This window comes from Micromonospora sp. NPDC048169 (assembly GCF_040652815.1).
Lineage (GTDB): Bacteria > Actinomycetota > Actinomycetes > Mycobacteriales > Micromonosporaceae > Micromonospora.
Genome location: NZ_JBEZMS010000006.1, coordinates 46,059 through 66,811, shown reverse-complemented (window position 1 = coordinate 66,811; position 20,753 = coordinate 46,059). Strand labels below are relative to the sequence as shown.

The 20,753-nt window shown below is 74.2% G+C and carries 18 protein-coding genes; 6 read left to right on the top strand and 12 right to left on the bottom strand.

The window, feature by feature from the left end; translation table 11 throughout:
* Nucleotides 1-10: 10 nt before the first annotated feature.
* The 4 genes from AB0D28_RS07680 to AB0D28_RS07665 all read right to left on the bottom strand — a co-directional run bounded on the left by AB0D28_RS07680 (nt 11) and on the right by AB0D28_RS07665 (nt 7,350).
* Nucleotides 11-2,287 (bottom strand): TOMM precursor leader peptide-binding protein, encoded by a 2,277-nt coding sequence (locus tag AB0D28_RS07680; RefSeq protein WP_357383353.1) that lies wholly within the window; start codon nt 2,285-2,287, stop codon nt 11-13.
* A gap of 137 nt (nt 2,288-2,424) precedes the next feature.
* Nucleotides 2,425-3,444: a hypothetical protein gene (locus AB0D28_RS07675; RefSeq protein ID WP_357383351.1), complete on the bottom strand. Its 1,020-nt coding sequence runs from the start codon at nt 3,442-3,444 to the stop codon at nt 2,425-2,427.
* Nucleotides 3,445-3,595: 151 nt separating this feature from the next.
* Nucleotides 3,596-6,469, bottom strand: a complete 2,874-nt coding sequence (locus AB0D28_RS07670) for an AAA family ATPase (protein WP_357383349.1) — start codon at nt 6,467-6,469, stop codon at nt 3,596-3,598.
* 404 nt (nt 6,470-6,873) lie between these two features.
* A complete protein-coding gene (locus AB0D28_RS07665) occupies nt 6,874-7,350 on the bottom strand; it encodes a TspO/MBR family protein (protein ID WP_357383347.1) in 477 nt (158 codons plus the stop codon).
* A 179-nt stretch (nt 7,351-7,529) separates the two neighbouring features.
* On the opposite strand from AB0D28_RS07665, the gene AB0D28_RS07660 reads away from it, so the two are divergent.
* Complete coding sequence (locus AB0D28_RS07660) at nt 7,530-8,855, top strand: peptidoglycan DD-metalloendopeptidase family protein (protein WP_357383345.1); 1,326 nt, start codon at nt 7,530-7,532, stop codon at nt 8,853-8,855.
* Nucleotides 8,771-9,211 carry a hypothetical protein gene (locus tag AB0D28_RS07655; protein ID WP_357383343.1) on the top strand — a complete coding sequence of 147 codons (441 nt, stop codon included), beginning with the start codon at nt 8,771-8,773 and terminating at the stop codon, nt 9,209-9,211. The genes AB0D28_RS07660 and AB0D28_RS07655 overlap by 85 nt, the downstream gene beginning before the upstream one ends.
* 7 nt (nt 9,212-9,218) lie before the next feature.
* Here AB0D28_RS07655 and AB0D28_RS07650 read toward each other — a convergent pair whose 3' ends face one another.
* From AB0D28_RS07650 to AB0D28_RS07630, 5 genes are read right to left on the bottom strand one after another with little or no spacing between them, the layout of a single operon-like run.
* The gene (locus AB0D28_RS07650; protein WP_357383341.1) at nt 9,219-9,929 is read right to left on the bottom strand and encodes a dipeptide/oligopeptide/nickel ABC transporter ATP-binding protein; all 711 of its coding nucleotides are present in this window, start codon (nt 9,927-9,929) and stop codon (nt 9,219-9,221) included.
* The gene (locus AB0D28_RS07645; RefSeq protein ID WP_357383339.1) at nt 9,926-10,894 is read right to left on the bottom strand and encodes an ABC transporter ATP-binding protein; all 969 of its coding nucleotides are present in this window, start codon (nt 10,892-10,894) and stop codon (nt 9,926-9,928) included. Before AB0D28_RS07645 ends, AB0D28_RS07650 begins: the two co-directional genes overlap by 4 nt.
* Nucleotides 10,891-11,757, bottom strand: a complete 867-nt coding sequence (locus AB0D28_RS07640) for an ABC transporter permease (RefSeq protein WP_357383337.1) — start codon at nt 11,755-11,757, stop codon at nt 10,891-10,893. Before AB0D28_RS07640 ends, AB0D28_RS07645 begins: the two co-directional genes overlap by 4 nt.
* Nucleotides 11,750-12,742: an ABC transporter permease gene (locus AB0D28_RS07635; RefSeq protein WP_357383335.1), complete on the bottom strand. Its 993-nt coding sequence runs from the start codon at nt 12,740-12,742 to the stop codon at nt 11,750-11,752. Before AB0D28_RS07635 ends, AB0D28_RS07640 begins: the two co-directional genes overlap by 8 nt.
* On the bottom strand, nt 12,739-14,331 hold the full coding sequence (locus tag AB0D28_RS07630; protein WP_357383333.1) for an ABC transporter substrate-binding protein: 1,593 nt from the start codon (nt 14,329-14,331) through the stop codon (nt 12,739-12,741). Before AB0D28_RS07630 ends, AB0D28_RS07635 begins: the two co-directional genes overlap by 4 nt.
* Nucleotides 14,332-14,534: 203 nt before the next feature.
* Between AB0D28_RS07630 and AB0D28_RS07625 the strand changes: the two genes are divergently transcribed.
* Nucleotides 14,535-15,779, top strand: coding sequence for a PP2C family protein-serine/threonine phosphatase (locus AB0D28_RS07625; RefSeq protein WP_357383331.1), 1,245 nt, complete (start codon nt 14,535-14,537; stop codon nt 15,777-15,779).
* Nucleotides 15,780-15,782: 3 nt separating this feature from the next.
* Here the strand turns inward: AB0D28_RS07625 and AB0D28_RS07620 are convergent, their stop codons facing one another.
* Nucleotides 15,783-16,139, bottom strand: a complete 357-nt coding sequence (locus AB0D28_RS07620; RefSeq protein WP_357383329.1) for an STAS domain-containing protein — start codon at nt 16,137-16,139, stop codon at nt 15,783-15,785.
* A 298-nt stretch (nt 16,140-16,437) separates the two neighbouring features.
* Between AB0D28_RS07620 and AB0D28_RS07615 the strand changes: the two genes are divergently transcribed.
* The 3 genes from AB0D28_RS07615 to AB0D28_RS07605 are packed head-to-tail and all read left to right on the top strand — an operon-like array spanning nt 16,438 to nt 19,322.
* Nucleotides 16,438-16,863, top strand: a complete 426-nt coding sequence (locus AB0D28_RS07615) for a SigE family RNA polymerase sigma factor (RefSeq protein WP_357383570.1) — start codon at nt 16,438-16,440, stop codon at nt 16,861-16,863.
* Nucleotides 16,860-17,696, top strand: coding sequence for a hypothetical protein (locus tag AB0D28_RS07610; protein ID WP_357383327.1), 837 nt, complete (start codon nt 16,860-16,862; stop codon nt 17,694-17,696). Before AB0D28_RS07615 ends, AB0D28_RS07610 begins: the two co-directional genes overlap by 4 nt.
* Before the next feature lie 36 nt (nt 17,697-17,732).
* The gene (locus AB0D28_RS07605; RefSeq protein ID WP_357383325.1) at nt 17,733-19,322 is read left to right on the top strand and encodes a DUF4139 domain-containing protein; all 1,590 of its coding nucleotides are present in this window, start codon (nt 17,733-17,735) and stop codon (nt 19,320-19,322) included.
* Between the two features lie 67 nt (nt 19,323-19,389).
* On the opposite strand, the gene AB0D28_RS07600 is transcribed toward AB0D28_RS07605, so the two are convergent.
* Together AB0D28_RS07600 and AB0D28_RS07595 are read right to left on the bottom strand one after the other, a co-directional pair.
* Nucleotides 19,390-19,659: a GlsB/YeaQ/YmgE family stress response membrane protein gene (locus AB0D28_RS07600; RefSeq protein WP_357383323.1), complete on the bottom strand. Its 270-nt coding sequence runs from the start codon at nt 19,657-19,659 to the stop codon at nt 19,390-19,392.
* A 110-nt stretch (nt 19,660-19,769) separates the two neighbouring features.
* Nucleotides 19,770-20,729 carry an ion transporter gene (locus AB0D28_RS07595; protein ID WP_357383321.1) on the bottom strand — a complete coding sequence of 320 codons (960 nt, stop codon included), beginning with the start codon at nt 20,727-20,729 and terminating at the stop codon, nt 19,770-19,772.
* Between the last annotated feature and the right edge of the window lie 24 nt (nt 20,730-20,753).

Genomic DNA, 20,753 nt, shown 5'->3' with positions numbered 1-20,753 from the left:
GGAGCGCCGGTCAGAAGAACACGTTCAGCGGATTGGCCGACGTCTCGTCGGCGGCCAGCGGGGTCCGGCCCAGTCGGCCCGGCACGTCCCACAGCCGTCCCGGGCCGAGCCGGCGCCAGAAGTGCCGCATGCCGGGCACCACGACCTTCACCACCGCCAGCTCCACGTCCGGACGGGACTGGTCGACGACGATCACCTCCAGGCCGGCCCGCTCCGCCCGGCGTACGCACCGGCGCACGTCGTCGCCCACGTCGCCGGTGGTCAGCGCCGGATGGTCGGCGAGGGTGCGCGACGGTCTGGCCGGATCCGGGGACAGCCAGGGCTGGTCGGCGACCCGTACGGTGCCGAACCAGCGCGTGGTGTCCGGGTCGCCGACGCCGTACCGGTTGGGGCCGGAGCCGGGCCCGCCGACGGCGGGCAGGAACTGGTTCACCTCGGTGAGCGCGCGGGTCAGCGCGACCCGCGCGTCCAGGTGCGCGCCGAAGCCCACCAGGACGTCCTCCGGCCCGCCGTCGACCCGCCGGGACACCGCGGCGAACACCGGTATGCCGAGGTCGGCGGTCAGGTCGAGGGCCCACAGCTCCCGGTTGAGGACTCGGGCGTGGTGGTCGGCGCAGGCCACCGCCCACGGGTCGGCGAACGAGGCGAGGTCCACCCCGGGCATCCGGGACCTGTGGTACCACCACAGGGCCACGCTGTCCCGCTCCACGAGTTCGCAGAAGCCCTGCACGATCGCCTCGGACAGGTTGCCGCCGGCCGCGCAGCCGTTCGAGTCGGCCGAGCACACGCCCAGCCCGGTCAGCTCCGGATGGCCGTACCAGCAGTACGCGGCGGGCAGCTCGCGCGGCTGCCGCCGGGTCAGCGACCAGCCGGTGGTCCAGTCCAGCTCCACGTCGTCGGGCAACGGGCGGGGAACCCGGTGCAGGTGGCCGAGGTCGCGGTTGAGCCGGTTCCGGTCGGCGTACTGCCGCTGCGAGAACAGCAGCAGCTCCCGCAGGTGCACCGCGCGGTCCGGACCGAGCTGCCGGTAGGCCGCCCGGTGCACCGGACGGTCGCCGCGCCACACCCCGCAGTAGCGCTCGACCGCCTCCCCGATCGCGCTCATCCGGGCCTGGAGGTCGGTCCGGCCCTTGCCACCGCTCTGCCCACGCAGGTTGCGGCGCAGGCCGTCGAGCCGGCTGGGCTGGGCGAAGTTGTGCCCGGCGGAGTAGGTGTGGGTGACGCCGTTGTCGGTGGCCTCCAGCGGGGTCAGCCGGCTCACCACGCCCAGGTACCTGCTGACGTGGTGCACGAGTGCCGCGTACGTCTCGGCGGCGTCCCGGGTGCGGGACTCCCCGGACCGGCTGGGCTGGGCGCCGCTCGGCGGCAGGTCGATGCGCGGTTCGGCCTTGCGGACGAGGTCCGGGTCGCCGCACGCGGGGCACTGTGGTTGGCGCACCAGCCGGTGGCTCTCCGTGCTGAGGTCCCGGGTGTCCAGGGCGACCATCCGGCCGGTGAGGCGGGGCGACGTGCCGAGCACGGCGAGCACGGCGAGTTCGGCGGCGAGCAGGCCGGCGGCCGTGGTGGCGAGTCCGGGCAGGACCGCCCGTCCGGGCTGCGGCAGCGGGCCGGCCGGGTCCTGGGCGCCGAGGAAGGCGTTCACCTGCTCGTTCTCCTGCCAGCGTTGCCTCAGGCAGGCCCAGCAGCCGGTACGGCCCGGCACCAGGTGCGGGCCGAGGAAGATCACGTTTCCGTGCGGCCGGGCCAGTGTCCACGCGCGGCCGGCGGCCAGGTGACGGTCGTTCATCGGCGCGAGCCGGGGGTCGAGCATCGACGACGGCAGCACCAGCACCTGGGCGTCGTCATCGCCGAGGTCGGCCGATTCGGGCCCGGCCACCGTCACGGCGAGCCCGAGGGCACGCAGCGCGTCGGCCGTCTCGGCCACCCGCGGCGCCCCGAGGTCCACGACGGTGACCTGGCCGCCGGCCATCCACCGCCGCCCCGCCTCGGGCGGGACCCCCCGGGCGTCCCAGCCGGCGGCCTCGGCCGGCGAGGTGTGCGCCGGGCCGGACGCCAGCAGGCCGTGGTCGCGCAGCCGGGCGAGGGCGGCGGCGACGGCGGCGACCGGGTGCCGGGTGGCGAGCCGGGCCACCACGTCGGCCAGCGGCGCGGCGCCGTCGAGCTGGCCGGCCAGGTCCGCGGCGACCGGATCGTCGACCAGCAGGCTTCGGGTCTCGCCCAGCACCACGAGCGGGCCGTCGGGCAGTCGCACCGGCAGGTAGTCCGATCGGAAGCGCGGACGCCACATGGTTCCTCCCGAGCCTGGTGGCCGGAGCGCGGCACCGCCGGCCCCGCCGGCGATCACGGTTGCTGCCATCGTCGCGTTCGGAGCGTCCGATCCCGCGTGATGCCACCGGTTTCAGCCGTCGGCGGGACGGTGCCCGGTCAGCCGGCGGTGACTGTCAGCGCGGTGTCGTTGAGTCCCAGCACCGAGGTGCCGGTGGCCTGCGCCGGTACGAGCAGCAGGAAGGTCTCCACCCGGGTGACCCGGATCGACTTGCCGCGCACCGCCGTACGGTGGCCGGTGGCGATCAGGTCCGGGCTCTGCGGGACCATCTGGACGGTGGCCGGGCCGCCGGGCGCCGGGCTCAGCGTGTCGGCGGCGTGGATCGTCAGGAAGGTCAGCGTGCCGGCCGGCGTGGTGACCGCGCAGTCCGACCACTTCGCCCGGTCCAGGGTCCGCCGGACCCCCGCACCGGCACCGGCGAGTTGCTGCCCGTAGACCTCCCAGCCGCCGGCGAACTGACCGTCGAGCAGCGGGCTCGACGCGAGCAGGGACCGGTTGCCGGTGGTCGACCCGATGCTGCGCGCGAAGACCTCGGCGGCGAGGGCCCGCCGGCTGGTCTCGTCCAGGGCGGCGCCGCCCGCCGTGGCCGCCCGCCCGTCGATGCTCCGGGCGGCCACCAGCGCGGACTGGGTGACCTGGACGTTGTGGCTGAGCTTCCACTGGCCGTCCGCGCCGAGCACGAACTGGCTGACGTCGGTGGGCGCCAGTTCCGAGCCGGCCAGCTTGAGGGTGGCGGTGACGAGGAAGCAGGACGGGTCGCCGGGCGGCACCGCGAACGCCGGGTTGATGTGCTGGAACGACGGTTGCGTCTGCTGGTTGTAGGCGGCCCGGCGGACCGCTGCGATGCTGAGGTCGAGCGAGGGCGGGACCTCCTGGGTCCGCAGCGTCTCGACGTCGCCGGCCACCGAGGCGGCCGAGTCTGCCTGGTCGAAGGCGGTGAGCACCAGCGCGGCCCGGTCCCGGCCGAAGGCGGCCGGGTCGTCGGGGGCCGGGGTCGCCGCGTCCACCGGCTCACCACCACAGCCGGTCAGGACGAGCAGCGCCACTGTGGCGGCGGCGAACGGCATCGCCGGCACGGCGAGGATACGCGGGCCCCTGACGGATCTTCTGCCCAGCATCTCGTCCTCCATCCACAACCGGTGCACGGGAATCGCGCCCGGTGCAGTCGAGTATGTGAGCGGCGGTCGGCCCCTGCCGGTGGCGGCGCGGCCTCGTGCTACCCGGCCCGTGGGCGTTGCACGGAACGACGTCATCCCGCGCGGGCAGCGGTCACCGATCGGTGTCATCGAGCCGGGCGACCCAGGCGACCAGCCCTGACCGGGAGGTGACGCCGGCCTTGCGGTAGATCCGGGTCAGGTGCGCCTCCACGGTGCGCGGGCTGATGTTGAGCTGCCGCCCGATCAGCCGGCTGGTGACTCCGGTCGCGGTCAGCCGCGCGATGTGCCATTCCCGGTCGGTGAGGGCGGCAGCCGCGCGCGGGCCGACCGGCCGGGCCAGTCGCAGGCCGACCCGTTCCGTTCCGCACCATCCGGCCAGTTCCAGCGCGCGGCGGCGGGCCCGCGCCGCCGGGCCGGGCTGTTCCGCGGCTTCGGCCGCCCGGGCCAGGGAGGCCAGCGCCAGGCTGCGCCGCAGGGCCATGCCGCCGGAACGGAACAGGTCGACAGCGGTCTCCAGGTGGAGCTGCGCCGCCGTGATCTCGCCGCGGGCGAGCAGCACCTCGCCGTACGCCGACTCGGCGAAGCCCCGCTGCCCGGGCAGGCCCACCTGCTCCGCCTCGGCCATGGCCAGCCGCGCCTGCCGTTCGGCGCCGGCCACGTCGCCCGCGGCGAGCGCGGCGGAGCAGAGCAGTTCGTGCCACATCGGCCGGACGGCGGGCTGGAGGCGGCTCAGCCGGCTGTCACCGCCGGCCGAGTGCACCAGTTCGGCGCAGGTCGCCGGGTCACCGGCCAGCAACGCGGCAGTCGCCAGGGCGGTCGCCGCGGCACGGCCGCACCAGGTGGCCGGGTCGGTGGCGATTCCGACGGCGCTGCGGCCCAGCGCCACCGCCCGGTCGTCGTCCCGGGGGTCGCCGCGCCAGGCCGTCGCCTCCGCCTCGGACGCCAGGGCGAAGCTCAGCAGGTGGTGGCTGCCGATGCGCCGGGCGACGATGCCCGCCTCGGTGGCCAGTCCGATGGCCGTGCCCAGCAGGCCCGCGTGGTACGCCACCTGGCTGCGCGCGAGCAGGAGCTGGCAGAGCCCGTCGTCGCGGTGCGAGGCGCGGACGAGCGTCAGCCCACGGTCGAGGTGCCGCACCGCGTCGGCCGGCCGTTCGAGGTACGACTCGCTCAGGCCGAGCGCGGTGAGGCAGTCGGGGTGGTCGCGCAGGTCCCGGTCTGGGAGCGAGTCGACGATGCGGCTTCCGGCGTCGAGCAGCCCACGCGCCTCGTCGAGCGCGCCGTCGTGCACGGCGGCCAGGCTGCGTACGGCCAGGAGGCCGGCCCGGTCGACGCCCGAGCCGCCCGGATCCGCGGTGAGCGCGTCGGGCAGCGCGGTCACGGGGCGGCCGGCCAGGATGCCGGCGACACCGATCTCGGTGGCGAGCCGGTAGCCGCCGGTGGGCCCGGTGCCGGCCGGCAGGGCGGCCAGCTCGCGCCGGCTGATCGCCGCCGCCTCCGCGTAGTTACCGAGCAGGCGTTCCACCCGCGCCCACAGCGCCACCGCGCGGGCCCGTCGTCCCTCCTCGTCGGCGGGGAACAACGGCACGATCTCCTGGAGCAGGGCCCGGCTCTCGGCCAGGTTGCCCGCCTCGCCGGTGATCTGGGCCAGCGCGAGCGACACGTCGCGGCGGCGCTGGGTCGAACCGGCCGTCGGCCGCAGCGCCCGCAACGCCTGCCGCAGCCAGTGGACGGCCAGATCCGGCGCCTCACGCCGGATCTCCTGTGCGGCCCGGGAGAGCACGTCGGCGCAGCGTTCGGCCCAACGGCCGTTCGGCAGGGCGAGCAGGCGTTCCGCGTAGCGCGCCTGGTCCACCGGCGGCGCGCCGAGATCGACGAGCGCGGTGAGCGCCCGCGCGCAGGCCTCCACCCGCCACGCCGGGTCGGTGTCCTGGGCGACCGCCATCCGCAGCACCGGGTGCCGGAGGGCGAACCGTCCGGTGCCGGGTACGCGGCGGATCAGGTCGAGCCGGGCCAGCCGCCAAGCGGCCTCGACCGCCTGTGCCGTCGGCACCTGCGCCACCTCGGCCAGCAGCTCCGGGGCGAAGGGCGCGTCGACGATCGCCCCGGCCCGCAGGCAGGCCAGCTCGACGGGCGGCAGGTCGGCCCACTCGCGGCGCAGGGCGGCCACCGCCGCGTCGGGCAGCCGGGCGCTCTGCGCGTCGCGGATCGGGTCGGTGCCGGCCGGAGCGGGTCCGCCCGGAAGCGCCGCCAGGTAACCCGGGTTGCCGCCGGTCAGGTCGTACCGGGCGCGCAGTTCCGCCGGATCGGCGTCGGGGTGCAGGAGCGCGACCTCGGCGAGGCTGAGCGGCAAGAGTTCGATCCGGTCGTGGGACGCCGGCTCCGGATCGGCGTTCTCGTCGGATTCCGGCGGGCCGAACGGCATCGGGGTCGCCGTCTGCCTCGGGCGGTAGACGAGCACGAGCAGCAGCGGCGCCGGCACCGGATACCGCAGCAGGTGGGCGATCAGGCCGGCGGAGGAGGCGTCCGCCCAGTGCAGGTCGTCGAGGACCAGCACCAGTCCGTCCCGGGCAGCCAGCCCGATCAGCCGGCGGGCCGCCTGGTAGGTCCGGAACCGCCTGACGTCCGACGCCCGCTCCGGTGCCGGTGGCGGCGCGGCGGCCTCCGCCCAGTTCTCCGCGGGTCGCCCGGACCGCAGCCCGCGCCGAGGTGGCTGGCCCTTCGTGAGGGCGTGCCGGAACACGTGGAAGGGAACTCCCCGCTCGTCCGGTGCGCACGTCCCGACGGCCCAGACGACGGCGGGGGCGCATCGTCGCAGGGCCTCGTGGACCAGGCGGGTCTTGCCGACACCCGGCTCGCCGACCACTTCACACACCATCTGCCGGCCCTGGCCGAATGCCGCGTCCCGGACTTTCCCGATACGCGCCAACTGCGATTCCCGCCCGGCGAAGCACGGGCCCGTTGACGCATTTCCCAGCCCAGGTGTCATCACGCAGATCAGACGCTTTCCGGCACACTCCATAGGGGATGGTCGAACTATAGCGGCGGAGCGCCGCCGAATGTCACGGGCCCTGAGGCGGTCGGGCCCTTATTTCATCGAAGTGCCGGAACGGCGATTCTTTCCGAGACCGCACCACAGCCCGCAGAAGGGACTGGTCACTACAAGGGCGGAACGATACCGATATCGCCATGATTATGCGCGGCCATGCGAACCGGCCCGAAACCGATATCGCCGACTTCCGCCAATTTCGGCGAGGCCGAGGCGGGTGACGGGCACCTGGGAGACGAAATGGAAAATGCGCGGGGTTCCCACCCCATGGAAACGGGCGGAGCACGGTCAGCGGAAACGGACGCTCCGCCCAGCCCTCGCCCAGCCCGGCGGGAGCACCGGGCTCACCTGCCGCGATTGAGACGGACGATGGCGCCGTTCAGCGCGGTGGCGAAGAGGGTCCACGCAACGTACGGGGCCAGTGCGGCTCCGGCCGGACCGTCGGTGCGCGCCGCGCGGCGCAGCAGCGCCAGGTTGGACAGGTTCAGCGCGGCGATCTCGGCCAGCGCGGCGGCCGGTCTCCGGGCACCGAAGAACAGGGCCGACCAGCCGGCGTTGAGCGCCAGGTTGAGCGCGTAGCCACGCGCGAAGGAGGCCCGCTCGGGCCCTTCGGAGCGGTCCAGCGCCCGGGCGCCGGCAACCGCGATCAGCCCGTACAGCGGGGTCCAGACGAGCGGGAACGCGGTGGACGGCGGCTGCCACGCGGGCTTGCGCAGGCCGCGGTACCAGCGCGAGGAGGTGGCGGACGAGGTGACGGCGGCACCCGCGGCTGCGGTCGCGGCCACCGCCGCCGCGGTCTTGACCAGGGTCGGTACTCGCATACCGCTCAGCTACCCGGTCAGCCTCGGATCAACCCGCTGGTGCGCCGCCTTCGTCCGCGATCCGTTCCGGGCACCCTCCCGGCGCACAGATCCTTCATCGGAGCACGCGTGAGTCGTAGACAATTTTCACACCCTTCGATAACCTCGCCATTCAGTGATGCTTGTCGATAGGATGCCCCATGCGACGGCTCGTGCTCTCCTTCACTCTGGCGGCGATCGGCGCCTGGACCGTGGCGCCGGCGCCGGCCTCGGCCGCACCCCGCCCGGCACCGGCACCCGTCACCGACGCGGTGACCGCCAAACTCCTCGGCCAGGCCGACGCCGCCGCCCGGACCGCCGGGCCGCAGCGGACCCGGGTCACCGTCACCCGGGCGAACGGCGGGTGGGCGTTCGGCACCGCAGTGCTGCTGGCGGACCGGTCCGCCGACGCGCACCCCACCGGGTCGGTCTTCCTCGCGCGGGCCGGCGCCAAGGGCTGGACCGTCGCCTTCGACGGCGAGGCCGCGTTCGGTGACCTGGCCGCCGCGTCACCGCTGGTGAGCCAGGACGAGAAGGCGGTGTTCCGCACGCCCGTCACCCCGATGTACGCCGGGAGCGACTTCCGGACCGGAATGGCGCTGCCGTTCGCGGTCGGGCAGACGTGGACGCTCACCGGCGGGCCGCACGGCTGGGGCGGCGGCGCGCCGTGGAGTTCGATCGACCTCTCCGGCGGCGACCAGGTGGTCCGAGCCGCGCGGGGCGGAACCGCGTACACGATGTGCACCGGGTGGATCCGGGTCATCCACGACCGGGGGTACTCGACCGACTACTACCACCTGTGGAGCAGCATCTCCGTCAACGGCGCCGCCGTCGCGCAGGGCGCGTACCTCGGCTACACCGGCACCGACGTCACCTGCGGCGGCTCCGCCACCGGCCGGCACGTGCACTTCGGGCTGCGGCAGAACTCGGCCTACGTCCCGATCGCCGGTCACGGCATCGGGAAGTGGGACATCGCCAACGGCGCCGGTGAGTACCAGGGTGGCGCCCGGCACGGGTCCGCCTTCGCCGGCGTGGGCGGCGCCCTCTACAACTACGGCGCGCTCGGGCTCAACCAGGGAGTCGTCGACGCCAACGGCGGCGGCACGCTGACCCGGCGGTCCGGTCCCGGAACGGGGTACGGCGCCCTCGGGTCGGTCGCCGACGGCGCCACAGTGACCATCGCCTGCTCCGCCAACGGCACCTCGCACACCGGCCGGTACGGCACCACAGCGCTGTGGGACCGGCTCAGCGACGGCAGCTGGGTGTCCGACGCCTACCTCTCCACCGGCGTCAACGGGCCGATAAACGGCTGGTGCTACCACTCCGGGCCGCGTGCGACCGCGCGCGGCCCGGAACCGCCACCCGTGCGAGTGGATCAGGGTGGCTGCTACCTTCCGGACGCATGGACGACTCCCCTCGCTGGTACCGCCCGGCCCCCGACCTGCTGCTCCTGGTCGGCAGCGCCACCGCGCTGCTCGGCTACCTGATCCCGTGGTTCCGCGCCAGCCGCCTCCACCAGTGGTCGTACTCGGGCTGGACCTACCTGGAGGCCGAGGGCGGCTGGACCTGGCTGGTCGTGGTGTCCCTGGCGATCGCCGTCCTCGCCGGACTCTGGGCCGGCCGGAGCGTGGCGTGCGCCAAGCTCGCGGTCGGCGCGGCGGTGGCCGGGATGTTCCTCGCCGGTGCCGTGGTCGCGGTGAGCCTGGACGCGCTGCCGGAGCGCGACAGCATCGACTGGGTCGGTGAACTGCCCTTCGAGATGGGGATGCCGCTCATGGCGATCGGATTCGGGGCCGTCGTCGCCGGGGCGGTGGGCGCCGTACGCCGACCCGTCGAGGAGTGACGCGACGTCACGCCGCCGGCAGGTCCACCACCCGGGTGGCCCAGCGGGCCATCAGCGCCGGGTCGTGGGTGATGACCAGGACCCCGGCGCCCTGCCGGCGCTGGTAGTCGCCGATGACGGCGGCGACGTGTGCCTGGGTGGAGGCGTCGAGCATCGCGGTGGCCTCGTCGCAGAGCAGGTAGTCCGGCCGGTGCACCAGGGCACGGGCCAGGCAGGCGCGTTGCAGTTGCCCGTCGCTGACCGCGTGCGGGCGGCGGGTCAGCAGGTCGGCGGTGAGTCCGACCAGCTCGGCCAGCTCCGCCGTACGGGCGGCCGCCCGCTCGCGCGGTGTGCCGGTGGCGCGTAGCGGCTCGGCGACGATGTCGGCGAGGCTCAATCGCGGGTCGGTGGCGGCGCGCGGGCTCTGGAACAGGATCGCCACGCGGGTGCGCACTTGCGCCGGCAGGCGATGGCGGACACCGTCGAGCGGTTGCCCGTCGATCGTGACGTGCCCGCTGTCCGGGGCGTGCAGCAGCGCGAGGACGCGGGCGAGCGTGGACTTGCCGCTGCCCGACGGCCCGCGCAGCCCGACCGTCTCACCGGGGGCGATGTGCAGGTCTACCCGGTCGAGGACGCGCTGCCCGCCGTACGCGACGCAGACCTGGTGCGCGGCGAGCCCGCCGGCCGGCGCGGCGCCCCGGGCGGCGGCGTCGGTGGCGTCCGGAACCGTGACCGTCATGCCGGTACCTCCTCGCGAAGCGGGTGGTGGCAGGCGACCCGGCCCGCGCCGTCGGCGGCGAGACGGGGCAGCGTCGCGCAGGTGTCGGTGGCGCGGGCGCAGCGCGGGGCGAAGGCGCAGCCGCCGGGCAGGTCGGTGAGCGCGGGCGGGTGGCCCGGCACCGGAACGAAGGCGCGGTCGGGCAGGGCGTCGAGCAGCCCGGCGGTGTACGGGTGGGCCGGGTCGTCGAACAACGCCTCGGCGGGGCGGTGTTCGACGATGCGGCTGGCGTACATCACCGCGACGGTGTCCGCGACGCGGCGCGCGGCGGCCAGGTCGTGCGTGATGAGCAGGACGGCGGCGCCGGTGTCGCAGCGGCGGCGCAGCAGGTCGAGGGTGTGGTCGACGAGCGGCCGGTCGAGGCCGGTGGTGGGTTCGTCGGCGAGCAGCACCGGCGGGTCGGGCGCGAGGGCGAGCGCGGTGGCGAGCCGCTGCGCCATGCCGCCGGACAGCTCGTGCGGGTACCGGTCGAGGGCGGCCGGGTCGAGACCGACGTCGGCGGCGATCCGGTCGGCGGCGGCGGGCGCGTCGCGGCGGGTGTGCCCGTGCGCGCGCAGCGTCTCCGCCAGCAGCTTCCGGCCGGTCCGCACCGGGGTGAGCGCGGTGGCGGGGCTCTGCGGGACGAGGCCGACGGCCCGGCCGCGTACGTGCCGGGCTAGGTGCCGTTCCCCGACGCCGATCAGATCGACCTCGTCCCGGCCCGGCGCGCGCAGGTCGGCCCGCCCGGTGACTGTGGCGTTGCGCGGCAGCAGGCCGAGCAGGGCGTGCGCGAGGACGGACTTGCCGCACCCGGACTCGCCGACCACGGCAAGCAGCTCGCCGGGCCGCAGCGTGAGGCTCAGGTCGGTGACGGCGTGCACGACGGCGTCCCGCAGCCGGAAGCGGACGGTCAGCCCGTCAACGGTCAGCAGCGCCGGGGCGGTCACAGGTGCAGCTCCGCCCGTACGCGCGGGTCGAGGCGGTCGCGCCAGCGGCCGGTGAGCGCGGCGAGCGCCAGCGTGGCCGCCACGAGCAGGAGGCCGGGGACGATGCTGGCCCACCAGGCGCCGGTGAGCAGCGACCGCTGCCCGTCGTTGATCATGTTGCCGATCGAGGCCAGGTGCGGCGGCAGGCCGAGGCCGAGGAAGGACAGCGCGGTCTCGTGCCAGACGGCGTGCGGCACCATGAGCGTGGTCGCCAGCGCCAGGCGCGGCAGCACGTGCGGCAGCAGGTGCCGGGTGAGCACCCGGGCCCGGCTCGCGCCGCCGGAGATCGCGGCGTCCACGAACGGCCGGTTACGCAGGCTGAGCAGCTCGGAGCGGACGATCCGGGCGGTGGACAGCCAGTGCGTCAGCGCGATGGACGCGATCACCGCACCCAGGCTGGGACGCAGCATCGCCACGATGAAGATGCCCAGCAGCAGGTGCGGCAGCGCGGCGACGGTGTCCACGACGCGCATGAGCGCCCTGTCGACCCAGCCGCCGACGCTGCCGGCGAGCGCGCCGACCAGGCCGCCGATGACGGCGGCGACGAGCGCCGCGACCGCGCCGACGAGCAGCGAGACGCGCAGGCCGTAGAGGCTGCGCACAGCCACGTCGCGGCCGAGGTCGTCGGTGCCGGCCAGGTGCTCCGGCGAGGGCGCGAGCCGGGTACGGGAGAGGTCGACGGCGCTCTGGTCCAGCGGCCACAGGACCGGGGCGAGCAGCGCGGCGGCCACGACACCGGCGAGCATGACGACGGCGACTGTCGTGCCCACGCTGCCGGGACGGCGCAGGCGCCGGACGCGCGCGGGGAGGGCGAGGTCAGTCATCGAGGCGTACCCGGGGGTCGGCGGCGGCGTAGGCGAGGTCGGTGAGCAGATTCGCGGTCAGCACCACGACGGCGGTGGCCAGCGTCGTGGCCGCGAGCAGCGGGAAGTCGGCGCCCAGCGCCGCCTCGACGGTGACCGCGCCGAGCCCGGGCAGGGAGAACACGGTCTCCACCAGGACCGCGCCGCCGACGAGTTCGGGCAGGTGCGTGCCGACCAGGGTGAGGAACGGCAGCAGCGCGGTACGCAGCGCGTGTCCGAACAGGACGACCCGGCCGGGCAGCCCTCGGGCGCGGGCGGCCAGGACGTGGTCGTCGCGCAGGCTCTCGGCGACCGCGTCTCGGACGAACAGCACGAACCACGGGGCCTGGGAGATCGCCAGCACTGTCACCGGCAGCACCAGGTGCCGGGCCACGTCGGCCGGGTCGGTGCCGGTGGCGGTGATGTCGGTGAGCCCCCCGGCGGGCAACCAGCCGAGGGTGAGGGCGAACACGGCGATGGCCGCGAGACCGATCCAGAACACCGGCATGGACTGCACCGCGTACGCGACGGCGTGCAGCGCCCTGTCGAACCAGCCACCCCGCCGGTACGCGGCCAGCGTGCCCAGCAGCACGCTCGCCACCAGCACCAGGGCCAGCGCGGTGCCGACGAGCAGCAGCGTCCAGCCGGCCCGGGACGCGAGCACGGACGTGACCGGCTCGTGCCGGCTGGTCGACCAGCCCAGGTCGCCACGCAGCAGGTTGCCGACCCAGCGGGCGTACCGCACCGGCAGCGGGTCGTCGACGCCCCAGTTGGCGCGGATCTGCGCCAGGTTCTCCTCGCTGGTGGTGAACGCCGCCGCGCCCGCGTACTGCTGGGCCGGGTCGATCGGGGAGGCGGCGCCGAGGGCGAACATGCCCATGCTTGTCGCGGCCAGCACCGGTACTGCGACCAGCAGCCGGCGCCGGACCACGACGCCTGCCCCGGCCAGCCGCCGGCGGCCGGTCACGACTTCTTCGTCCAGGTGTGCACGTTCCACCAGATGCTGTTGGCGACGTCGTGCTCGTGCGGCTCGACCCGCGGCGTCACCCCGGTCACGGCGTCCTTCAGCACGTACGTGTGCTGAAGGTAGGTGAGGAACACCCACGGCACGTCGGTGGCGAGCTGCTTCTGGAACGTGGCGTACGCGGCCTTGCGGGCGGCCGGGTCGGCGTTGTCCCGGCCGGCCTGCAACGCGGCGTCGGTGACCGCCGAGCGGTACGAGCCGGGGTTGAAGAAGCCCTGCCCGGCGAAGGCCGAGCTGAACAGCTTGTAGGAGACGAAGTCCGGGTCGTACGGCGTGCCGTAGCCCATGATCAGCGCGTCCTCGCCCATTCGGGGGGTGATCGCGTCCCAGGTCAGGCCCTCCGGCGTGATCTTGAGGCCGACCTTCTTCGCGTCCGCGACGACGGCCAGGGCCAGTTCCTTGCGCAGGCTGTCGGTGGCCGGGTACAGGATCGTGAACGCGGCCTGCCGCCCGTCCCTGACCCGGATGCCGTCCGGGCCGGGCTTCCACCCGGCGGCGTCCAGCGCGGCGGTCGCCGCGGCGGTGTCGGCGGCCGGCTTGCCGACGATCGACGGCTCGGCGTACTCCGACGTGGGCGGCACCGGCCCGAACGCGGGCTCCCCGGCGCCGCCGAGCACACCGGTCACCATGGCCTGCCGGTCCACCGCGACGTTCAGCGCCCGCCGGATCGCCAGGTCGGCGGTGACCGGGTTGCCCATCGGCAGCATGACGCCCCGGTAGTCGGCGGTCGGCACCTTGTGCACCCGGTAGCCGCCCCGGCTCTCGAACCCGGAGGCGAGCTTCGGCGCCAGCTCCGCCGCGTCGAACTCACCGGCCCGCGTCCGCTGGGCCCGGACGTTGTCGTCGGCGACGAACGCCACCACCACGCCGGAGTTCGCCGGCTTGCCGTCCCAGTACGCCTCGTTCGCCGCGAGCACGAGCCGGTCACCCGGGGTCCAGGACGTGAACCGGTACGGGCCGGTGCCGACCGGCTTACGGTTGAACGCGGCCTTGTTGACGTCCTGCCCGGCGAACGCCTTCGCCGGGACGATCCCCAGCGCCAGCCGTTGCGGGAACGGCGCGTAGGCGTACTTCAGGGTGAACACCACAGTCGCCGGGTCGGGCGCGGCGACGGAGGCGAGCATGTCGAGGTCGGAGCGCAGCGTCGAGTCGACAGCGGGGTCCAGCACCGCCTGGTAGGTGAACACCACGTCCTGGGCGGTCAACGGGCTCCCGTCGTGGAACAGCACGCCCTCGCGCAGCTTCGCGGTGACCGTCCGCCCGTCCGCGGAGACGGTGGGCAGCTCGCGGGCCAGCGCCGGCACCAGTTGGTTGCGGGCGTCCCGGGCGACCAGCCCGTCGAAGATCAACGACGCGCCGTCGACCCCGTAGTTGAGCACCGGATTGAGCGTGTCCGGCTCACCGGCGGTGGCGACCACCACCGTGCCGGCCCCGCTCGTGCCGGTCGACGCCGTCGGCGACGAGCAGGCGGCGGCGAGCAGGGCGGCGGCGAGCACCGCCGCCACGCGTACGGGCATGGGCCTGATCCCCACCGGCAGCTCCTTCGGACCGTCGTCCCGGCAGCAACCGGGCGGGTGCCCCGGCGAAGATCAGATCATCGCGTGCCCGGGCACCCACCCGCTGCTGCCAGCATTCTGTAGTTGCAAACTTTATGCAATAGAGCCGCGTCGACGGCCACGGCCTCCGGCGTCCCGCTCGCCAGGCGACCCGCGAGCAGGCTGAATATGCTCGACTGGTGGAGAACAGCGAACGGGCGGTAGTGGCCGGCATACTGCAGTCGGCCGAGGACGGCGCACCGGTGGAGGCGGTCGAGGCCGTCACCGCCACCATCGCCGCAGCCCTGAACGCACTGAGCGTCTCGCTGCTCATCGCCGACCTCAGCGGTCGCGCGCTGGTCCGGCTGACCCATCAGCCGGCTGACGACGGTCCCGGCCGTCGACAGGACGAGGAGGCCGCCGAGGTCCTCCCCTTCGACGGCGGGCCCTACGAGCAGGCACTACGCCAGCAGACCGCCCGGGTGATCCCCGGTCACGGCCGGTGGACGGTGGTCGCGCCGGTCACCGAGCGAGGAGAGGCGATCGGCCTTCTGGAGATCGACCTGCCCGGCGAGCCGGACGACGCGGCGGTCGCCCGGATCGCCCGTACGGCGCACGCGCTGGCGTTCGTCGTCATCGCCAACCGCCGGCACACCGACCTGTTCGAGTGGGGGCAGCGCACCACGCCGTTCAGCCTCTCCGCCGAGATCCAACGCCGGCTCCTGCCCGCCTCGTTCACCTGCGAGGCCGGCGCCTTCACGCTCTCCGGCTGGCTGGAGCCGGCCGCCAGCGTCGGTGGGGACACTTTCGACTACAGCCTGGCGCGAGACGTCCTGCACCTCAGCGTCACCGACGCCATGGGGCACGGCGTGGCGAGCGCGCTCACCGCCACCCTCGGCGTCGGCAGCCTGCGCAACACGCGGCGGCGCGGCGGCAGCCTCGTCGCCCAGGCCGAGGAGGCCAACCGGGCCATCGCCCAGCACGCCAACGTGCGCGGCGCGTACGTCACAGCCGTGCTGGGCCGCGTCGACCTGCCCACCGGCCGGTGCGAACTGCTCAACGCCGGTCACATCCCACCGATGCTGGTCCGCGGCGGCCGGGTCCTGCCGGTGGACCTGCCGGCCAACTTCCCGCTCGGCATGTTCCCCGAGGAGGGCTTCCGCAGCGGGGAGCTGTCCCTGCTGCCCGGCGACCGGCTGGTGCTGGTCACCGACGGCATGCGGGACCGCAACGCCGCCGACGTCGACCTGCCCGCCACCCTGCTCCGCCTCGCCCACCTGCACCCCCGCGAGGCGGTGCGAGCGCTGTCCGACGCGGTGCTGGCAGCCGCCGGGCCGGTCCTGGACGACGACGCCACGATGCTCGTCATCGACTGGTACGACGGTCACGGGCCACGGAACACCACCGCCGGCGCCGACCCCGCCCGCGTCAGCCCCGACGAGTGACGCTCAGCGCACCGCCGCCGGTGAGGCCTCCTCCGCCTCTCGCACCGTCTCGAAAAGTGGGATGACGCGGTCCACCGAGGTGATCGAGAAAACCTTGCGTACCGGCTGGCGCACGCCGGCCAGACCCATCCAGCCCTCGCGTTCCCGCAGGCTCTTGTAGGCGAGCACGAGTGCGCCCAGGCCGCTGGAGTCCACGAACCCGACCTGGGTCAGGTCGACGACCACCGCCCCCGCACCGGCCTCCACCACCTCGAGCAACCGGTCACGCAACTGCGGCGCGCTGGCCATGTCCAGATCACCGGCGACCTCGATCACCGGGCCGACAGGCCCCTGCCTGGTCGTCAGCGAGAACTCCACCAATCCCCCTCGACGCTAGCCGGTATGGCTGGTCCCATCCACGGTGCCAGAAGTCGGCTCCGATCGCCTCCCGTGGGTCCGGGTAAGTCACGGCGGCCGCCCGCCGGGTGGCGCAGGACACGCCGGTGCCGGTCACGTATCGAATTGTTCCGCCTTCCGAGCAACCTCGGGCGCCACAACCGACGTGACTATCCCGAATCTGATCGGAGGTCCGAATGAGTGATCGCGACACGGCGTTCGCCGAGTACTTCTCGGCGAGGCACCACGCCATGCGCGCCACCGCGTACTTGCTCTGCGGTGACTGGCACCGCGCGCGGAGGATCTGGTCCAGACCGGGTTCACCAAGCTGTACCTGGCCTGGGACCGGATCGCCCGGCACGAGGTGCTCGACTCCTACCTGCGCCAGATCATCGTCCGGTCCTTCCTCGACGAACGGCGGCGGGGCTGGTGGCGGCGGGAACGGGTGGGCACGCCCGACGCCGATTCGCCGATGCCGGCGAGTCCGCACGAGGACCGGCTCGTGATGCTCCAGGCGCTCGCCGCCGTACCGCCCCGGCAGCGGGCCGTCCTGGTCCTCCGCTACTGGGAGGACCTGCCGATCGACGAGGTGGCGGCGCTGCTGGACTGCTCGCCGGGAACGGTGAAGAGCCAGTCCGCCCGCGGCCTCGACACGTTGCGCGGTCTCCTGTCACCCGTGCACTCACCGAGCGAGAAGGGGCAACGATGAACGGAGAACAGCTGCGCGAGGCTCTTCGCGACGAGATGCTCAGCGTCGCCACGGCACCGCGACTCAGCGTCGACGGCATGCTGCGTACCGCCCGGCGGGCTCGCAACAGGCGGCGAGCCGTCCGGGCGTGCGCCGGGTCGGCGACGGCGGTTCTCGCGGTCGCGGGCGTCGTGGCCATCTCCACCCCGGACGGCGGCGATCGTCGCCCACCGGCCGCGCTGCCGCAGGCCGCCCCGCCGCCGTCGGCGGACAAAAGCGCCGAACCGATGCCGACCGGGCCCGACGGCCTGCCGCAGGAGGACCGCACCGCACGGGCGGGCACCCGGTACGACCAGGGCGCCCTGCTGCTCGACCGGCTCCTCGCCGGGGTGCCCGCCGGCTACACCGCCGAGAAGACCACGCCCGGCGGGACCGGCGAGAAGACGCCGGGGACGCATCAGGCGGACTTCACCGGCCGGGTCGACGGCGTCGAGGTGTGGAGCTACATGGCCTCTGTCGACGTGGCAAAGGGGACGTGGAAGGGACGCCTGCTCACCGAGGTGCACACGCCTGGGAACCGGCTGCCGGCCGAACCGTGCGCCCTGGCCCGTGAGTTCTGGCGCATGGGTGGCGAGTGCCAGCCGGTGACCGTCGGCGACGCGACGGTGGGCGTGGTGGTCCGGCCCGGCGCGGACGACCGGTTCGACCAGTGGGCCGCCTACCGGCACCCGGACGGCGTGGTGGTCTTCGTCGCGCAGGGCTCGTACGACAGGCAGACGCCCGCCGCGCCGCTGCCGTTCACCGCGCACGAACTGGCGGCTCTCGCGGTCGACGAACGGCTGCACCTGCGGTAGCCGCCGCACGGGCGCGCCTGAACTACCCTCGCCGCGGTGGACACTGTGGAGATCGATGCGCCTGTCGTCGGCGTGACCGTCTACCCGGACCGCGCCCGGGTCACCCGCCGCGGCGGCGTCCGCCTGGCCGCCGGCGACCACCGGGTACGCGTCGCCCCGCTCCCGCCGGGCCTGCGCCGGGACTCGATCCGGGTGGGTGGCCGGGGCGCGGTGACGGTGCTCGGGGTGGACGTGACCGCGTGGCGGCGGGCGCGCAGCACCGACGCCCAGGTCGTCGAGCTGGAACGGCGGCGCCGGGAACTCGCCGACGAGCTGGCCGAGGTCGGTGACACCGACGCGATCGAGGACCAGCGCGGTGAGTTCCTCACCCGGCTGGCCGAGCGCGCGGGTGGCACGTACGCCCGGGCGCTGGCCGCCGGCGACGCGGCCCCGGCCGACGTCGCGGCCTTCACCGACTCGGTGTCCGGTCAGCTCGCCGAGTCACGCGCCCGGCGGCGCGGGCTGGCCCGGCGGCGCACCGAGCTGGCCGAGGAACTGGCCGCTGTCGACCGGGAACTGGACGCGACGCGTGGCAAGCGGGAGCCGGACCGGCTGGCGGCCGACGTCTCCGTCTCGGTGGACGCGGACGACACCGAGGTGGAGCTGGAGCTGACGTACCTGGTGGACGGCGCCCGCTGGACGCCCTCCTACGACCTGCGGCTGGTCGGGGACACCATGACCGTCACCTGGTTCGGGCTGGTCAGCCAGGGCACCGGGGAGGACTGGCCGGAGTGCGAGCTCCAGCTCTCCACCGCCCGCCCGGCGGCGGCCAGCGGCGTACCCGAATTGTCGCCCTGGTATCTCGACCGGCTCCGGCCGCAGCCGCCGATGGCCATGTCGGCCGCGTCGTTCGGCGGCATGGTGCCGCCGCCGGCGCCCGGCGCGGCGCCGGCGGGCCGTCCGGAGACGGCGCGGGCCGCGGCGCCCCGGCCCGCGGTGCGGGAGAGCGTCGCCGAGGCCGAGCAGGGAGTGACGGCGGCTACCTACCGGCCCGCCCGGCCGGTGGCGGTGCCCGCCGACGGCGGCACGCACCGGGTCACCATCGCGGTGCTGGAGCTGCCGGCCCGGCTGGACCACGTGACCGTGCCGGTGCGCGCCGCCGAGGCGCACCTGCGGGCGACGGTACGCAACACGTCGGAGCACACGCTGCTGCCCGGCCGGGCGTCGGTGTTCCACGGCGCGGACTTCGTGGCGGCGACGCGGCTGACGACGTGGGCGCCGGGCGAGGAGACCGAGCTGGCGCTCGGGGTGGACGACCGGCTGCGGGTGGAGCGGAAGCTGTCCCGGCGCACCGAGAGCAGGGCCACGCTCGGGTCGACGCGGCGGCGGGAGGTGGAGTACCGGATCACGGTGGCGAACCACACGCCCCGGGCGGCCACGGTCGAGGTGCGCGATCAGCTACCCGTGTCCCGGGACGAGGCGGTGGTGGTACGCGAGACCACGCTGACGCCGCCGCCGGTCGAGCGTACGGAGCTGGGCGAGCTGACCTGGCGGCTGTCGCTGGCGCCCGGCGAGAGCGGCGAGATCGTCCTGGGCTTCCGGGTGGAACTGGCGAAGGGCGTCGAGCTGACCGGCTGGCGGGAGTAGCCGCGCACGCGTTAAGAAGGGCCCCTTCTTATGCGGAATGCGTTAAGAAGGGGCCCTTCCTTCGGTCTCAGAGGCGACGGCGGCCGTAGGCGCCGGCGAAGATGGCGACGCCGATGGCGGCGAAGCCGACCTGGAGCGCCAGCTCGATCCAGTCGATGCCGGCGGTGTCGTCGACACCGAACGCGCCGGCCACCAGGGTGCCGACGATCGCGGCGACCACACCGATGAGCAGGGTCAGCCAGATCGGGATGTTCTGCTTGCCCGGTACCACCAGGCGCCCGAGCGCACCGATGATGAGACCGATGATGAGCGCGGTGAAGAAACCCGTGACCTCCACGAGAGCCGTCCTTCCCTCGGATGTGTTGGCGACTGGCTGGTTGCCCAGATCAACCACTCGACCAAACCCGGAAGCCGCTTTCGTCACGGAACTGTCATGACCGCCACTGATCAGTGGTCCGAGTGTTGGCGGCGGCGGGCAGCGCCCGGCGGCTCCTCCCGGTCGATGCGCAGTTCCCGTTCCAGCTCGGCGATCACCATGCGGAGGTCGTCCAGGCGCTGGCTGATCGCGATCCGGTCCACCTCGTCCGGGATCCCGTCGCCGTCTTCGTCGTAGTCCGGGGCCAGCCCTTCGGTCATCTCCAGCCGGCGCGCCTCCTCCATCGAGTTGACGATGACGGCGATGAGGATGTTCAGCAGGAGGTTCACCGCGATCATGACGAAGCTGACGTAGTAGAGCAGCGTCCACGGCGACACCTCCAGACCCTGTTCCAGCAGGTCCGGCAGCGTCTCCAGGGACAGCAGCACGAACAGCGTGACGAGCGAGCGGCCGATGTCGCCGTACTGCTCGGGGTAACGGTCACCGAAGATCAGCCAGCCCGCCATGCCGTACACGTAGAGCGTGACGGCGGCGAGCGCGAGGAAGGCCGCGACGCCGGGCAGGCTGCGCCACAGCGCGTTGACGATGGTCCGCAGACCGGGTGAGAAGCGGACCAGACGCAGGACGCGGGCGACCCGGATGAACCGCAGCACCGCCGAGTCGCCGCGCAGGCCCGGGATGAAGATGGCCGCGGTGACCAGCAGGTCGAAGACGTTCCAGCCGTGCCGGAAGAAGTCCTGCGGGCGGCGGCCGTACGCGAGCACCCGGATGGTGATCTCCACGACGAAGATCGCCCGGAACGTCCACTCCGTCCACCGCAGCACCGGCTCGGCGGCGCCGAGGTTCGGGTACGTCTCGATGCCCAGCACGATCCCGTTGGCCATGATGAGCACCACGATGGCCACCTCGAACGGCCGGGACGCGACGAGCCGGGCACAGTGGCCGGCCAGCCCTCGTCTTCCGTCGCTGGTCCGGCGTCCGCCGCGCGGCGCCGGAACCGTGTCCCCGATCAGCGTTCCGCTCCGGAGCACCGAGGCCGGAGGACACGCGAACGA

Bases quoted from the DNA above. Each gene is read 5' to 3' on its own strand.
- AB0D28_RS07680 (WP_357383353.1), bottom strand. From the start codon at position 2,287: ATGTGGCGTCCGCGCTTCCGATCGGACTACCTGCCGGTGCGACTGCCC.
- AB0D28_RS07675 (WP_357383351.1), bottom strand. From the start codon at position 3,444: ATGCTGGGCAGAAGATCCGTCAGGGGCCCGCGTATCCTCGCCGTGCCG.
- AB0D28_RS07670 (WP_357383349.1), bottom strand. From the start codon at position 6,469: ATGACACCTGGGCTGGGAAATGCGTCAACGGGCCCGTGCTTCGCCGGG.
- AB0D28_RS07665 (WP_357383347.1), bottom strand. From the start codon at position 7,350: ATGCGAGTACCGACCCTGGTCAAGACCGCGGCGGCGGTGGCCGCGACC.
- AB0D28_RS07660 (WP_357383345.1), top strand. From the start codon at position 7,530: ATGCGACGGCTCGTGCTCTCCTTCACTCTGGCGGCGATCGGCGCCTGG.
- AB0D28_RS07655 (WP_357383343.1), top strand. From the start codon at position 8,771: ATGGACGACTCCCCTCGCTGGTACCGCCCGGCCCCCGACCTGCTGCTC.
- AB0D28_RS07650 (WP_357383341.1), bottom strand. From the start codon at position 9,929: ATGACGGTCACGGTTCCGGACGCCACCGACGCCGCCGCCCGGGGCGCC.
- AB0D28_RS07640 (WP_357383337.1), bottom strand. From the start codon at position 11,757: ATGACTGACCTCGCCCTCCCCGCGCGCGTCCGGCGCCTGCGCCGTCCC.
- AB0D28_RS07610 (WP_357383327.1), top strand. From the start codon at position 16,860: ATGAACGGAGAACAGCTGCGCGAGGCTCTTCGCGACGAGATGCTCAGC.